Raw genomic sequence first — 14,842 nt, 5'->3', positions numbered from 1 at the left:
CGCTCGCGTTGCGCCTCAGGTTCAAAGCTCACCCGTAACGAACTGGGCAACCCCTCCCCCAAAAGACCAATCATCGTCCGTGTTTTCCACGAACGACACCATGATATCAGACGCTGCGATTGAACACTCCGACTCCAAACCCGCCGCAAGGTTTCGATAAAAAGCCAACTTCTCGCCTTGCTTCCTGGGGCGCGAGACGACCTCGATGAGCACAAATTTATCCGTTCGCTCGAAATCGAGACCCGTGTCCAGAGCATGCATATTTGAAGACTTATGTTCGTAGACGATCTGATATCGATCACGCTCTGGAACATTGAAAGCAGCCACCATGACCTCGTGTATCGTGTCGAGCAAGGCTCTCAGCTCGGCTTTCGAACGACCTTTTCTCAGATTTACTTTGATCAGCGGCATAGCCAGTCTCCTATTTCAGCAAGGATAGCCATGGTGGCATCCTGGCTCTTCATTTAGCGAGCATCGCGGTCCATGATCCACTGGACGGCTGGATCGGCCACGAAACGCCATTTGCGCAAGGGACCTGCCATGACGTTGAGGTAATAAAGTTCGAACCCATGCGGTGCACCGCACGGGTGATGACCGCGCGGAACCAGCACCACATCGTGGTTCTTCACTGCGATCGTCTCGTCGAGTGAGCCGTCATCCGTGTAGACCCGTTGCAAGGCAAAACCCTGCTCGGGATTGATGCGATGATAATAGGTTTCCTCCAGATAGGTGATCCGGGGGAAATCGTCCTCGTCGTGACGGTGGCTTGGATAGGAAGACCAGTTGCCTGCGGGTGTGAACACCTCGGTAACCAGCAGGCTGTCGCAATAATCCTCGTTCTCCATAGCGATATTATTGATGAACCGCTGATTGGCACCGACACCTCGTGGAGTCAGCGTAATACCGTCCGGGCCGATACGTCTTGCCTCATGCCCGCTGATACCTGGAGCGAGGCAGACACCGACGGTACAATCGGTCGTCGCAGTTGCTTCCCACTGCTCACCATTGGGCACATAGAGGCAATGTGGCGGAGTTTTCTCGAAGACATTCATTCGCTCGCCCAGCTCGCCCCAGTCCTTGCCAGCGGCATTGAAGCGGGCTTTGCCCTCCACCATGACGATGATGACCTCCGAGTTCCCCGTCGCCTCGCCAATAGTCTCGCCTTCACGCAAGCGATAAACGCTGAAGCCGACATAACGCCAGCCAGCGGATTGCGGCGTGATCTCGTGAACCTTGCCGTGCGTGCCGAAGGGACTGCGCTTGAGAATGCTCATGACGACTTCCTATGCGGTTGTTTTGGCGGTTGCTGTGTCAAGCCCGGCATCGCGCGCGCCAGACTTCAGCGCTTTCAGACCCATGTTTTGATAGTAGAACGGTTCGCGCACCGCACTATCCTGCTCGGCCTCGATCACCAGCCAACCGGAATAGCGATGCTCGGCCGCAATCTTAAGTACCGGCGCAAAATCCACGCAGCCTTCCGGGTCGCCAGGGACGGTGAATACACCCAGACGCACGCCGTCTAGGAACGACAGGTTCTCCGCGCGGACACGTTTCATGATTTCTGGCCGAATATTCTTGGCATGGATATGCGTCACGCGGTCCATGTATTTCGCAGCGACGCTTTCAGGGTTTGCGCCGCCGAATGTGCAGTGGCCCGTGTCCAGCAGAAGGCGGGTGTAAGGCCCGGCCATACGCATGAAACGGTCGATGTCGTCAGCACTTTCGATAATCGTTCCCATGTGATGGTGGTAGCCCATCTTGACGCCCTGATCGAAAGCGAACTTCGAGAGCACCTCGTAGCCCTCCGAAAAGCGCGTCCACTGTTCCTCGGTCATGATCGGTCGGTCGTTGACAGGCGTGCCCTCGCTTCCGTGAACGGTGTTGGAGCATTCGCAGGCATTGATATGGTCGCCGCCAGCGGCCTTCGTCATGTCGATGAACGTCTGCAACGCGGCCTTTTCGTTCTCGATACCATTGACGAGAAGGTTGGTGGAATGCCAACCGCCGACAAAACGCAGGCCGAATTCGCCAAGCTTGGCCTTCAAAGCCGTTCCTTCGCTTGGCATCTTGTGACCCTTCTCGATTCCGTCGAAGCCGATTTTGCGGCAATCCGACAGGCAATCCTCGAGTGATAGATGCGCGCCGATCGTCTGATCGTCATCATTGGACCAGGCAATGGGGTTTGTTCCGTATAGTATCATGGTCAATCCTTTCGGGCAGTCGAAGGGTATCAGTTGATGCGCTGTCGAGCGGCATTCGCCTCGTAGTGCTTTCGCGCCAGTTTTAGCTTTTCGGTATTGCCGACTTCCGGCACGGCCACGTCCCACCAGGCACCACCGATCCCGGCTCCTGTTTCCGCCTCTGTATCGATGACGATCACCGATGGGATGGACCGGTTTCGCGCTAGGACGATTTCCGCTTCAAGCTGGCCGATATCGCGCGCCTTGATCGCATAGGCACCCATCGAAGCCGCATGTGCCACAAAATCGATGTCCGGCTGGGTTTCGATGTTGCTGTCCTTGTACATGTTGTTGAACTCTGCACCGCCGCATTCCTGCTGAAGGCGGTTAATGCAGCCATAACCACGGTTGTCCGTGAGCACGATCGTGAAAGGAACGTGCATCATCACGGCTGTGGCGATTTCCGAGTTCGCCATCATGTAGGATCCATCGCCAACGAAGCACACCACCTCTTTTTCGGGTGCTGCGAGCTTGATGCCAAACGCACCTGCGACCTCGTAGCCCATGCAGGAGTAGCCATATTCCATATGATAGCCGCCTGCGGCTGAGCGCCAGAGAACTTGCAAAGCACCGGGCATCGTTCCCGCCGCACACATGGCGACCGTCTGCGGTCCGGCAACTCTTTGCACGGCCCCTATTACTTGAGCGTCAGATGGCAGAAAATTGGCTGCCAGCGTAACAGGGGCGGCAGTGACGGTGTCGGATGCCTTGAACCAGGCCTCCCGTGATGCAAAGTCCGGGTCGGCAAAACGGTACGAACCAAGTCCGGCGGAAATCCGCGACAACGCGACCTTGGCATCGCAAACCAGCGGAATAGCACCATGTTTGGCGGCGTCGTAGCCGGTGAGATTGACCGATACGAGCTTGCGGCTCGGATTGCCGAAGATGGCCCAACTGCCGGTGGTAAAGTCCTGAAAACGGGTGCCGACACCGAGTATGAGATCGGCCTTTGCCGCAATCTGGTTGCCGCAATCGGTACCAGTGACGCCCGGTGAGCCAAAGTTCAGCGTTTCCCGCCAGTCTATCGCGCCTTTTCCGGCCTGCGTCTCGACAACGGGAATATTGTGTTTCGTCGCAAACGCGAGCAGATCGCCTTCAGCGCTGGAGTAAAGCACCCCGCCGCCTGCAACAATCACAGGCTTGGTGGATGCCTTGAGTGCCGCGACGACATCATTTACTTCACGCGGGTCAGGCTCCGGTCGGCGAATACGCCATACTTTCGGTTCGAAGAAAGATTGCGGATAATCATAGGCTTCAGCCTGTACGTCCTGGCAAAAAGCGAGCGTCACCGGGCCGCAATTAGCCGGGTCCGTCATCACCTGCATGGCGCGAGGCAGCGCAGTCAAAAGATGTTCGGCGCGCGTAATCCGATCAAAATAGCGGCTGACTGGTTTGAAGCAGTCTGTCACGCTCATGGTACCATCGTCGAAATCCTCGATCTGCTGAAGAACCGGATCCGGCCTGCGATTGGCGAAAACGTCTCCGGGAATGAAGAGAACCGGCAAGCGATTGACATGGGCAAGAGCTGCGGCGGTTAACAGGTTGGTCGAGCCGGGTCCAATGGACGACGTTACCGCCATCGCTTTCTGACGGCGTTTTGTCTTGGCATAGGCGATTGCCGCGTGCGCCATCGTTTGTTCGTTTTGTCCGCGCCAGGTCGGCAGGGCATCACGAATGCCGTGCAGCGCTTCTCCGATGCCGGCAACGTTGCCATGGCCGAAAATGGCCCATACACCCTCTATGAAACGCTCTCCATCTTCGGTCATTTGCACGGAAAGCCAGCGGAACATGGCTTGCGCGGCGGTGAGGCGAATGGTCTCCGTCATATCATACCCTTCCCTGCGACAGCAACGCCGCGCCATTGTCCTGGCTTGCGGTGCGCGCCTCTTGCCAGATGGTGCATAACCGCTGATAACGGCCCTGCATGTCTTCGATTGCCTCTTCGTCGGAAATCGTTCCGGCCAGCCAGTCGCGGGCGGCCTCAGCGAAGATAGTGCGCCCCACGGCAAAGCCCTTTACCAGCGGAAAACCAGCAGCGACCCTGAAACTGGCAGCGAGGTCGGCTTCCGGCGCGTCGAGCCCCAGAACGACGATACCTCGCGTGTTGGGATCATTGTCAGTGATTGCGTTGCATGCGTTCTCCCATGCCGTTTTGCTTGCCATCGGCTCCAGTTTCCACCAGTCCGGGTAGACCCCGATGTCATAGAACCAACGGATCAGCGTGGCGTTGGTGTCGTCATCGACAGCGCCAACCTTTGACGGGATGATTTCCAGTAGGAACTCAAGACGGTTGCGCCTTGCAGAAGCAAACAGCCTCTTGATTGTTTCCTCATGGGCGTCCAACATTTCAGGCGTATCGTCAGGATGGCAGAAGCACAGAACCTTGACGACATTTTCCAGCGGCCATTCATCCAATCCACCAAAGTCAGGACCAATTTCGGGCTCAAGTGTCAGCGGACGGGAGCCTGGCCATTCGACGGGCCGACCGATCCACAGGCCGGTGCCAGATGCTGCATGCAAAGCACGGCGTCCCAGCCGCTTGTCGCACAAAATGCCGTAGCCGGGCTGTCCGTTCTGAACCTTGAGAGCAGCCTGAAGGCACAATTCCTTGAAACGGCCGATCTTCTGCGGCGTGGCACCCTCCATGACTTCCAGTTGGACACGGTGATCGAATGCGAAGACCCGCATCGTCGACCAGTCATTATGACGGTTCGTTGCCCAGTGGATCTGCTCTAGTTCTGCATCGTGACGTAGCGCCTTGTTTTTGACGCCGCGCTTCAGGAAGAAATCGAGTTCCTCCAGCGAGGGATAGGCTGGCGTGCAGCCATGGCGGCTGACCGCAAATGCGCCGCAAGCATTGGCGTATTGCAGCGCCCGTGGCCATGGTGCGTTTTCCAACCAGCCCTTGATAAGGCCGGACATGAAACCGTCGCCCGCGCCCAGCACGTTGAAAACTTCGATGGGATAACCCGGACCGCTTTCGCCATCGTTGAGCGTATCGGGAACAGCGCCACTAAATGCGACGGCTCCGTCAGCACCGCGTTTGCAGACAAGGGTTGCTTTCGACACGTTGCGCACTGCGCGCAGAGCCTTGATCGTGTCGGTCGAGCCGCCTGCGATGTGAAACTCTTCTTCGGTGCCAACAATGAGGTCAAACAGGTGAAGCGTCGCCTGTAGCTTGGCCGTGACCGAGCCGCTTTCAACAAAACGGCTTTCGCCATCGCCGTGGCCCGCCAGACCCCAGAGGTTCGGTCGGTAGTCGATATCGAGCGCGGTCCGTGCGCCGTGCTTGCGCGCCAGCTCCAGAGCCTTCCGCACAGCTTTTTCGGTGCTCGGGTGGCTGAGATGTGTGCCGGTCGCGACAACCGACCGCGAACGGGCCATCAGCTTCTCGTCAATATCGTCCTCGCAAAGCGCCATATCGGCACAATTTTCGCGGTAGAAAATGAGAGGGAATTTCTCTTCGTCACGAATACCAAGCAGGACAAGCGCCGTCAGACGCGCAGGGTCGGTCTTTACACCCGTCACATCGACGCCTTCGCGCGCGAGTTCCTCGCGGATAAAGCGCCCCATATGCTCGTCGCCGACACGTGTGATCAGAGCAGAGCGCAAGCCGAGGCGGGCGGTGCCTGCGGCGATATTGGTGGGAGATCCGCCAATATATTTGTTGAAAGATCCCATATCTTCCAGACGACCACCGATTTGAGCCCCGTAAAGATCGACGGAGGATCGTCCGATCGTGATGACATCCAGTGACTTGTTCATATTATTCTCCGGCAACGCGGCAGTTCATGAGCATTTCCGTGCCTGCACGTCTCGCGCAGGCACGGGTTGTTATGTCAAAGCTTGGACAACACGTAGTCCATGCTTTCGCGAACGGACACTTCAGGATTGGCAAGCGCGTGAACCTCTTCGGCAAACGGCTCGAAGCTGTAAGGCCCCTGGAATCCAGCCGCGATCAGTGCCTTGATCTGCGCAATATTTTCCAGCCGGTCATGTGAATCTACAAGGACGCGATGCGCATCGAGCATATCGTTGACGTAGACATCCGGGTCCACGACACCCGAAATATGGACCAGACCAGTCCGGTCGGGGAAAAACTCGGTTTCACCCGAAAGATGATGGTGAAACGTATCGTGCATCAACTTGTAGACATCGCCGCCTTCGGCTGCATCAATAGCACGCAGCGCTTCCTTCTTGGTCCGAAGCGAGGAGATCGGAAAGCCGAGAGGCTCCACGAGACCGATCAGACCGCGCTCTTGAAGTATGGGCTTCATGGCCTTTAGCGCGGCAACGAGATCATCGAACGAGACCTTGGTGCCATCGTTCAACGGGCACATGACCAACGCTTTTGCACCGCTCGCAGCTGCGTAGTCCGCAAGGGCGATCGCCTTGTTCGGCAGTTCGCCGGACCAGACGTTGAAGGGATAGAGAGCATTGATGGAAATGATGTCCACCCCCGCCTTCTGCGCCGCCGCCTTGACTTCGGCAGCCGGTATTGTGTTGACGATATCGGGAAGATCGTTGCGAATCTCGACCTCGGTCAGCCCGAGATTACGGGCTGCCGCGAAGAAGTCCACAAGCGAGAGGTTTGGCACTGTGATGTGGTTGATGGCGAAACGCATGACGGACCTCAGTTATAAAGAGCTGGACGAGCGGGAAGGTTGATGGCAATCGCCGCGCCTTCGGACTCCTGTGCCGTTACGCAGGCATCGGATGTGATGGCCGCGACATAACCGTCCCAGGAGTTTGGTCCGGACGCCGTACCCTTGGCCGCAGCCTTGATGAAATCCTGCAGTTCCACGTCATAGCTGGCGATGAAACGGTCTTTCCAGTCTGTCAGAATTTCGCTCTGCTTCTTGGCACCGAGACGCAGCGGGATCGCCATCGGATCGGGAAGGTTCGCAATACCGTCTTCGCCGACGACTTGGCACTGGATGTCATAGCCATAATGGCAATTCACGAAAATCTCGACGTCGATGATCGTTCCCTTAGCGGTTTCCAGGATCACAATTTGCGGGTCGCGCAGTTTGGCGTGGCTACGCGCGGAAGACCGCGGAAAAAGCACTCTTGCCGAGACGTAGTCATCATCAAGCAACCAGCGCAGCACGTCGATTTCGTGGATCATCGTGTCATGGATGGCCATCGGCGTGACGTATTGCTCCGGCACGGCGGGATTACGGTGCGCAGCGTGAACCATGATCGGTGCACCGATCTGGGTCTCGACTGCATGCTTGAGGGCAACATATCCCGCATCATAGCGGCGCATGAAGCCAACCTGCACAAGCCGTTTTCCATGAGCAACTTCCGCATCGACGATACGTTTTGCACCCTCGGCGGTCGTCGCTAAGGGCTTTTCGCAAAAGCATGGCTTGCCAGCTTCAATCGCGGCAAGAACATACTGTTCGTGCGTCGCGCCCCACGAGGTGACGAGAACCGCATCGACATCAGGCGAAGCAATGAGAGCCTCCCCTGTTTCGAAGACCGTTGCGTCTGGGGCTACGTCGTTCTTGACCGCCTCGGCCGAGGCTTTGTTGACGTCGCTGAGAGCGACGATGTTTGCGCCGCTAAGGACGTTATTGATGCGGCGAGCGTGGTCACGCCCGATGGCACCTGTGCCGATGACACCGATTCTGACAGTCATTTCAAGCCTCATTCCAATATTTGGCGACGTAGCGCCGAGTTTCACCAAGCATAAAGCGCGCGCTTTCATCGACGCGGTCTTCCCATGCGAAAACGCAGTTTGAGAGAACGCCGTCGAATTTCATGTCCGCGAGAGTCGCGAACAGTGTGTCGAAGTCGATCTCACCCTGCCCAAAATCGGTGTGCTGATGGACACGTACCTTCGAGCCTGGCGGATTGACGATGTAGCGGAGCTCAGACGACTTGTTGTGGTCGTAAGTGTCAGCCAACCTCACATGCACCAGATGACCTTCGGTGGCGCGCAGATTGGCGACCATGTCTGGCCCGTAGAAGAACGTATGTGGCGCGATGAACGACGCTTTCACGGACGGCGAATCGATCGTCTTGATGATATCGATGGCAGGCGCGATCTGTTCTATCCAGTCCTCAGGATGTGCCTCGAGCGAAAGGATCAGCCCCTCCTTTTCGAGAAGCGGCACGAGGATGTCCATGGCGCGGAAGAACTGTGCTTCGCAGGTTTCCGGCCGGTGCAAACCGGAACGATCGTTCAGGCTGCGCTCAGGCGAACCGCCGCGTCCGAACTCCGAAACGAGCATCGGGCAATCCATCTCAACCGCGATTTCGATGACCCGCTTCCAGTTGTCGATCGCGTTGTCCCATTCATCCTGATAGGGGCTGGCCCAACGGTACATCGGCTGGAGCGTTGCGAGACCGACGCCATGGTCTTTCAAAGCCTTTTTGAAGGAGGCAATGCGCGACGGATAGACCTTTGGTCTCGTCCACCAGGACAGAAAGTCGGGACGCGGTGACAGCTCGACGTAATCATATCCAAGATCTGCGACCTTCCGGCAGGTGTCTTCAAGCGACAGGTGCCGGAACATGTGTGGGTCAAGTGTATGTTTCATTGCAAACTCCCGTAGGTAGACGATAGGTCTGAACCCTGCCGCATTACTCGTAGGTCGACATGTTGTCGGGCGTGACGAGTTCGAATGGCACCCAGAGCGTCTTCTCGACATTTTCTCCGGACGCCATTTTGGCGGCAGCCTGAACTGCAACCTCGCCCTGTTTCGTGGCATTCTGGTAGACGGTAATGTCGATATCGCCTGCCTTCATCGCCGCCAGGCCATCTGGCGTCGCATCGATACCGGCTATGACGACGTCCTTCATATCGACGCCTGCAGTCTTCAAGGCCTGAACCGCGCCAATGGCCATCTCGTCATTGTTGGCAATCACCGCGTCGAACTTCACGCCAGCCGTGAGCCAGGAAGAAACCAGATCTTGCGCCTGTGTTCTGTTCCAGTTGGCGGTCTGCTTTTCGGCGACTTCGATCTTGCAGTCGGGAGCGGCAAAAACGTCCTCCACATCCTTGGTACGAACCAGAGCCGCATGATTTTCGAGTGGTCCCATCAGGATAACGGCCCGGCCCTTGCCGCCCATCAACTTACAGGCGGCCTGTGCCTGCATGGTGCCGGAATCCGTCTCATTGGATCCGACAAAGGCAGCTCCCGCGGGCAGACCGGAATCAAGTTCGGCCGGCGGGTGGTTCACATAAACGAGCGGAATCTTGGCGTCAGCCGCCGCCCGCGTAATCGCCGCTGTCGAGTCACCGTCAACGGCATTGACGATGATCGCGTCGACCCCGTTTGCTATGAAATTCTGCACTTGGCTTAGCTGCTTTGCAGGGTCCAACTGTGCATCTTCCGCTACCAGATCGATGCTCCCGGCTTGCGCTGCTTCAGAGCGGATGCCGTTCAACAGGATCGTAAGGAACGGATTATCGAACGAAGTCATGCTAACCGCGACACGGGTCTCGGCCATGGCAGGCAGACCGACCAGGCAAAGCGCTGCCGTCATGAAAAGCTTTTTCATTGAATTTACTCACATATCTGGTCTTCGATTCCCACGCGGCATCACAGCAACGTGGATCGGTGCAAATTACAGATTCAGGATTTCACCCGCTTGCGTTGCCTGTACATGTCAGCCACGACGGCTGCGACAATGATCACGCCCTTGAGCATTTCCTGGTAGTAGGCATCGAGGCGCAGGAATGTAAAACCGGAGATGATGACACCGAAGATGACCATCCCGATCAATGTTCCCACGACCGATCCCCGTCCGCCCGACAGCGACACACCCCCGATGACGGCCATTGCGATTGCATCGAGTTCGTAGCTGATGCCCATGCCTGCCTGGGCAGTAAGACCGCGTGAAGCCACGACGATCCCGGCGAGACCGGATAACAGACCAGCGACAGCATAGACTTTCACCGTATGACGCTCGACGTTAATACCGGATACGCGCGCGGCGTGCGAATTGGCTCCGATCGCATAGGTAAATTTACCATACCGCGTGTAGCGTAAGACAACGTGCATGACCGCTGCCACTGCCAGAAAAATCAGCACGGGCGCGAGACCCTTGCCGATCGCCGCAAAGCTATCGGTCGGAAAGCTGATGGGCTGGCCCTTGGTGTACCACTTGGCAAAGCCCCGCGCCGTCACCATCATGCCCAGTGTCGCAATAAACGCAGGAATTTTGGTATAGGCGATCAGCAGGCCATTGATCGCACCGCAAATGAGGCCGACGAGCAAACCGGCAGCAACCGGCACGACGACCGGGAGGTCGGTCAGGCCTGGATAAAGCGCTCTTTCATAAGTACCGACCTGCGCCAAACTCATGGAGATCATCGCGGTTGCGCCGACGATGGAACCGGAGCTTAGATCAATGCCGTCTGAAATGATGACTTGCGTTACCCCGATTGCAATGATCCCGATAACCGAGACCTGCAAAATCATAATCGACAGACGCTGCGTGTTCCCCAGAAAGCTCTGTCCCTGCAGGATCCAGCCAAGAAGTTCGAACGTCAACGAGATGCCGACAAGGACAAGAAGGATTGTCAACTCGGACGGTAAGCGACGCCGTGCTGGCGCGTCTTGGGTACTGATCTGTGTCGTCGTATTCATAACGCAATATTCCTCCCACGGTGCACGATTAGCGCGCAGCTAGGTCCATTATCTTGACTTGAGTTGCTTCGGCGCGATCGAGAACGCCAGCAACACGACCTTCATGCATGACGACTATCCGGTCACTCATTCCCAAGACCTCCGGAAGTTCCGACGAGATCATAAGCACGGCGACCCCCTCAGCCGCCAAACCGGTGATCAGTCGATGTATTTCGGCTTTCGCTCCCACATCGATGCCGCGCGTCGGCTCGTCGAGAATGAGGATGCGCGGCTTGGTCAGCAGCCATCGTGCAATCAGCAACTTCTGCTGGTTGCCGCCTGAAAGGTTCTCGACCGCCTCATAGAGGTTTGGGGTTTTTACTCGAAGCGTTGCCGCCATATCCTCGGCTAACTTGGTGACCGTCGACTGGTCGACAAATCCCGCCTTCACGTGGGAACGCGTGATCAAAGCAGACTGGATGTTTTCAAGGCAATTCAGGATAAGAAAACAACCCGTTTCCTTGCGATCCTCTGTCAGGAAAGCAAGTCCCTGTGCCATCGCAGCGCTAGGACTGCCGATGCTGACCGGCTTGCCGTCAATCAGGATTTCACCCGTTTTTGCGGGCGTGACACCAAAAATGGCTTCGGCGACGTTCGATCGCTTGGAACCCACCAAGCCCGCCAGACCCAGTATTTCGCCTCGTCTCAGCGTGAGGGAAATATCGTGGAAAACGCCAGGGATCGTGAGGTTCTTCACTTCAAGGATCACATCGCCAATAGGGCAATCGATCTTGGGGAACATATCGGTAATGTCTCGGCCAACCATCATGCGAATGATATCGTCGCGGTTAACATCCTTCGAAAAATGTGTGCCGACGTATTTGCCATCGCGGAAAACCGTAAACTCATCGGCAATCTCGAAGAGTTCATTCATTTTGTGTGTGATGTAAACGATACCAATACCGCGCTCGCGCAAGCTGCGGATGATGGAAAAGAGATGCTGTACTTCGCGATCGGTCAAGGCCGAGGTCGGTTCATCCATGATGAGGACAGACGACTCGTAGCTGACGGCGCGAGCAATCTCGACCATCTGCTTTTGAGCCACCGTCAACTCCGACACTTGCGAACGCGGATCGAGCGAGATGTTCAGGCGAGCGAAAAGCTCCTCCGTCATCTTTACCATTTTTGAATGGTCAATGAGACCGAAGCGGTTTTTGGGCTCTCGCCTTATCCAGATGTTTTCCGCCACGGTCATCCAGTTCATCAACTGAAGTTCCTGGTGGATCATCGCGATCCCCTGCTCGAGCGCATCGAGAGGCGATTTCAACACTGTCGGGACGCCTCGAATGCGGATTTCACCTGCGTCAGGCTGGTATATTCCAGCAATGATTTTCATGAGCGTCGATTTGCCCGCACCGTTTTCGCCCATGAGTGCATGCACCGTTCCGGGTCTAACACGCAGCTTGACGTTATCAAGTGCAACGACGCCTGGAAACTCTTTGCGAATTCCTTCGATCGAAAGCAGACCGTCGGCTTCGGTAGCATCGAGCACTTGCTTGATAGCCGCCGCTGTTGTGGGACTGACCATGGCTTATCCTCCGTCGCTCTGGCAAGGAAGAGAAGGCACAGCCTTCCCTCCGTTACGCAGAGCTATTTTAGTTCTTGGCCTGGTAGGTCTTGAGGTTTGCCGGAGTGACGAGTTCGAAAGGCACATAGCCCTTCTTCTCGATCGTCTCGCCGCCTGCTAGCTTAAGCGCAGCATCCACTGCGCCCTTGCCCTGCCCGGCAGCGTTCTGGAAGACGGTCACATCAAGATCGCCTGCAGCCACGGAAGCGAGGGCATCCTGTGTCGCGTCAATGCCTGCCACGACGACGGACTTCATATCCTTGCCCGCTGCTTTCAGCGACTGGATAGCGCCAATTGCCATCTCGTCGTTGTTGGCGATGACCGCATCGAACTGAACACCAGCGGATAGCCAGTTGGTCATAAGATCGGCACCTTGGGTGCGCGACCAGTTAGCTGTTTGCTCTTCGACGATCTTGATGAAGTTGCAATCCGGCGTCGCAATCACGTCCTTGATGTCCTGGGTTCTCATGCGCGCTGCCTGGTTGGACAGTTCACCCATCATCACGACGGCTTTGGCTTCTTTCTTGCCGGCTTCCTTGAGAATGCGGCAGACTTCCTTGGTTTGAAGTGTTCCAGATTCCTTTTCGTCGGAAGCGACGAATGCCTGCTTTTCGGGAAGCTGGTCAACGTTGGCCGGCTGACGGTTGACGTAGACCAGTGGAATTCCAGCGGCGGCGGCGGCCTGCGAAATCGCAGCGGTTCCATCCGTGTCGACTGGGTTGACGATGATTGCGTCTACACCGGAGGCAACAAAATTCTGGACCTGGCTGAGCTGCTTCCCAACATCGTTTTGCGCATCTTCGACCTGAAGGGTAACACCCTGCTTTGTCTTTGCGTAATCCGTCATGCCATTTCGCAGCACGGTGAGAAAGTTATCGTCGAAAAGCGCCATGGAGACGCCAATTGTTTGCGCAGAGGCAGATGTCGCCAGCAGTGTTGCAAATGCCACGACCATGAGATGTTTTTTCAATTTAAGTTCCTCCTCAAAAATACCAACGGTCACCATAGCTCTTCAGAAAGGCAGCACTCATCCTCCTCTCAACCGGTGGACCAGATGAAATCGGGAACGAGAGCGATGCATTACTTATTGAGTTCTGGGCGACGGCCTCCTGTCTCCACCGTCGCAAGGCACAATTGTCTGAGAGAGAGGATATGGTCAACCGTTCCGTAACGACTTTACCTTTCAGCCATGATAGAAATAGACCAATAATGCCTGATATTATCTATCAAACTATCATAGGCTTTCAGGAACCCACAAATGAGCGGGGAAAAATCTCTGTCCTGGGCTTTCAGCCATACCGTGTTCGATTGTGTGGATCATAGTGGAGATCAAATCACTGCATAATTCGCGCAGCGGAGTTTGGAAAACACCGGAAATCCTGCGCTCAAGCAAGGCTTGCCTTGATTGCGGGGTCAGCTCATTGACCAAACACGCTATCTGGTCGGACCGCGGACTTTGATTGAGTGCTTCAATAATACCTTCCATACCGCCGCCAATGCAATAAACTCCGACGAGATCAGGATGACGTGAAAGCGTATCCATCATCATCTCGTAGGTGAGTTGTCGCGTCTCTAGATTGATAAGTGCGTCCAACACCTGAAAATCCGGGGCAAATTCACGCATGTAAGCCCGAAACCCCATTTCTCTTAGAGAATGCCCGTGAAAACGGTGACCTCCCAGAAACAGTAGAACTTTGCCGGGGTTCGGCGAAAGTTTCGATATCATCCATGCGGCACTGCGGCCGACTTTCATATTGTTTGTTCCTAAATAGGCTTCTCGAACTCCTTGGGCGAGATCCGTCAACAAAGAAAATGTGGGAATACCTTTGGATCTTAAGGCCGAAACAGCAGCGGTAACGTCGTGATGGTCAGGACCGGTTGCTGCGATAGCAGATATTTTTCCCGATAGACCCAGCATCATCTCCGAAAGTTCATTTGGCTCGCCCGTTTTGAGATATTGTATATTGAGTTGGATGTGGCGATCCTTGACCGCTGCGGCGGCGAGTTGAAGTTCAGAGGCAAAAGATTGATAGAACTCCTGCCTTTCCTTCCGCAAAATAATACCGAAGGAATACACTGGCAGATCAGCGAGCATCCTTTGCCTAATTATGTTGGTCGCATGAAAGCTCAGACGCTCCGCCGCAGCGAACACTTTCTTTGATGTCTCTTCGCGAACAGGCAAGCGACCATTCAAGACGCGATCAACTGTTGCGACGCTGACACCAGCGGCTTTGGCAACATCTGATATTGTCGGACGTTTCATTTAGACCTCATTGGAATCGACTTTGGTATTCTGCAATAATTGCATCAGATGATGAGAGCAATCAAATCATCTCGATGGTTTTCATCTGTCATGAGAAACTGACGCGCTGAATGACGAACCGAGTGGTTGG

At 55.7% G+C, this 14,842-nt stretch carries 13 protein-coding genes; all 13 read right to left on the bottom strand.

What is annotated here, in order from left to right:
* Positions 1-21: 21 nt before the first annotated feature.
* A complete protein-coding gene (locus ASF29_RS17215; RefSeq protein ID WP_062451884.1) occupies positions 22-411 on the bottom strand; it encodes a tautomerase family protein in 390 nt (129 codons plus the stop codon).
* Positions 412-464: 53 nt separating this feature from the next.
* Positions 465-1,274, bottom strand: coding sequence for a 5-deoxy-glucuronate isomerase (gene iolB / locus ASF29_RS17210; protein WP_062451883.1), 810 nt, complete (start codon positions 1,272-1,274; stop codon positions 465-467).
* 9 nt (positions 1,275-1,283) lie between these two features.
* The gene (gene iolE, locus ASF29_RS17205; protein WP_062451882.1) at positions 1,284-2,201 is read right to left on the bottom strand and encodes a myo-inosose-2 dehydratase; all 918 of its coding nucleotides are present in this window, start codon (positions 2,199-2,201) and stop codon (positions 1,284-1,286) included.
* A 29-nt stretch (positions 2,202-2,230) separates the two neighbouring features.
* Complete coding sequence (gene iolD / locus ASF29_RS17200; RefSeq protein WP_062451881.1) at positions 2,231-4,066, bottom strand: 3D-(3,5/4)-trihydroxycyclohexane-1,2-dione acylhydrolase (decyclizing); 1,836 nt, start codon at positions 4,064-4,066, stop codon at positions 2,231-2,233.
* 1 nt (position 4,067) lies between these two features.
* The gene (gene iolC, locus ASF29_RS17195) at positions 4,068-6,005 is read right to left on the bottom strand and encodes a 5-dehydro-2-deoxygluconokinase (RefSeq protein WP_062451880.1); all 1,938 of its coding nucleotides are present in this window, start codon (positions 6,003-6,005) and stop codon (positions 4,068-4,070) included.
* A 74-nt stretch (positions 6,006-6,079) separates the two neighbouring features.
* Complete coding sequence (locus ASF29_RS17190; protein ID WP_062451879.1) at positions 6,080-6,865, bottom strand: TIM barrel protein; 786 nt, start codon at positions 6,863-6,865, stop codon at positions 6,080-6,082.
* Positions 6,866-6,873: 8 nt separating this feature from the next.
* Positions 6,874-7,884: a Gfo/Idh/MocA family oxidoreductase gene (locus ASF29_RS17185; RefSeq protein WP_042619139.1), complete on the bottom strand. Its 1,011-nt coding sequence runs from the start codon at positions 7,882-7,884 to the stop codon at positions 6,874-6,876.
* A 1-nt stretch (position 7,885) separates the two neighbouring features.
* Positions 7,886-8,788: a sugar phosphate isomerase/epimerase gene (locus ASF29_RS17180; RefSeq protein ID WP_062451878.1), complete on the bottom strand. Its 903-nt coding sequence runs from the start codon at positions 8,786-8,788 to the stop codon at positions 7,886-7,888.
* A gap of 43 nt (positions 8,789-8,831) precedes the next feature.
* On the bottom strand, positions 8,832-9,752 hold the full coding sequence (locus ASF29_RS17175; protein ID WP_062451877.1) for a substrate-binding domain-containing protein: 921 nt from the start codon (positions 9,750-9,752) through the stop codon (positions 8,832-8,834).
* A gap of 74 nt (positions 9,753-9,826) precedes the next feature.
* On the bottom strand, positions 9,827-10,843 hold the full coding sequence (locus ASF29_RS17170) for an ABC transporter permease (protein WP_042619136.1): 1,017 nt from the start codon (positions 10,841-10,843) through the stop codon (positions 9,827-9,829).
* A 28-nt stretch (positions 10,844-10,871) separates the two neighbouring features.
* The gene (locus ASF29_RS17165; protein ID WP_200925545.1) at positions 10,872-12,410 is read right to left on the bottom strand and encodes a sugar ABC transporter ATP-binding protein; all 1,539 of its coding nucleotides are present in this window, start codon (positions 12,408-12,410) and stop codon (positions 10,872-10,874) included.
* A gap of 67 nt (positions 12,411-12,477) precedes the next feature.
* Positions 12,478-13,419, bottom strand: a complete 942-nt coding sequence (locus ASF29_RS17160; protein WP_045232313.1) for a sugar ABC transporter substrate-binding protein — start codon at positions 13,417-13,419, stop codon at positions 12,478-12,480.
* Positions 13,420-13,683: 264 nt separating this feature from the next.
* The gene (locus ASF29_RS17155) at positions 13,684-14,712 is read right to left on the bottom strand and encodes a substrate-binding domain-containing protein (protein ID WP_062451876.1); all 1,029 of its coding nucleotides are present in this window, start codon (positions 14,710-14,712) and stop codon (positions 13,684-13,686) included.
* Positions 14,713-14,842: the final 130 nt, after the last annotated feature.

Source organism: Rhizobium sp. Leaf262 (assembly GCF_001422245.1).
GTDB lineage: Bacteria > Pseudomonadota > Alphaproteobacteria > Rhizobiales > Rhizobiaceae > Agrobacterium.
The sequence above is the reverse complement of the archived record's forward strand: the minus strand, read 5'-3'. Positions and strand labels throughout refer to the sequence as shown.

Coding starts and splice junctions, on each gene's coding strand:
- ASF29_RS17180 (WP_062451878.1), bottom strand. CDS start 8,788: ATGAAACATACACTTGACCCACACATGTTCCGGCACCTGTCGCTTGAA.
- ASF29_RS17170 (WP_042619136.1), bottom strand. CDS start 10,843: ATGAATACGACGACACAGATCAGTACCCAAGACGCGCCAGCACGGCGT.
- ASF29_RS17190 (WP_062451879.1), bottom strand. CDS start 6,865: ATGCGTTTCGCCATCAACCACATCACAGTGCCAAACCTCTCGCTTGTG.
- ASF29_RS17185 (WP_042619139.1), bottom strand. CDS start 7,884: ATGACTGTCAGAATCGGTGTCATCGGCACAGGTGCCATCGGGCGTGAC.
- ASF29_RS17175 (WP_062451877.1), bottom strand. CDS start 9,752: ATGAAAAAGCTTTTCATGACGGCAGCGCTTTGCCTGGTCGGTCTGCCT.
- iolB (WP_062451883.1), bottom strand. CDS start 1,274: ATGAGCATTCTCAAGCGCAGTCCCTTCGGCACGCACGGCAAGGTTCAC.
- iolC (WP_062451880.1), bottom strand. CDS start 6,005: ATGAACAAGTCACTGGATGTCATCACGATCGGACGATCCTCCGTCGAT.
- ASF29_RS17215 (WP_062451884.1), bottom strand. CDS start 411: ATGCCGCTGATCAAAGTAAATCTGAGAAAAGGTCGTTCGAAAGCCGAG.
- ASF29_RS17155 (WP_062451876.1), bottom strand. CDS start 14,712: ATGAAACGTCCGACAATATCAGATGTTGCCAAAGCCGCTGGTGTCAGC.
- iolD (WP_062451881.1), bottom strand. CDS start 4,066: ATGACGGAGACCATTCGCCTCACCGCCGCGCAAGCCATGTTCCGCTGG.
- iolE (WP_062451882.1), bottom strand. CDS start 2,201: ATGATACTATACGGAACAAACCCCATTGCCTGGTCCAATGATGACGAT.
- ASF29_RS17165 (WP_200925545.1), bottom strand. CDS start 12,410: ATGGTCAGTCCCACAACAGCGGCGGCTATCAAGCAAGTGCTCGATGCT.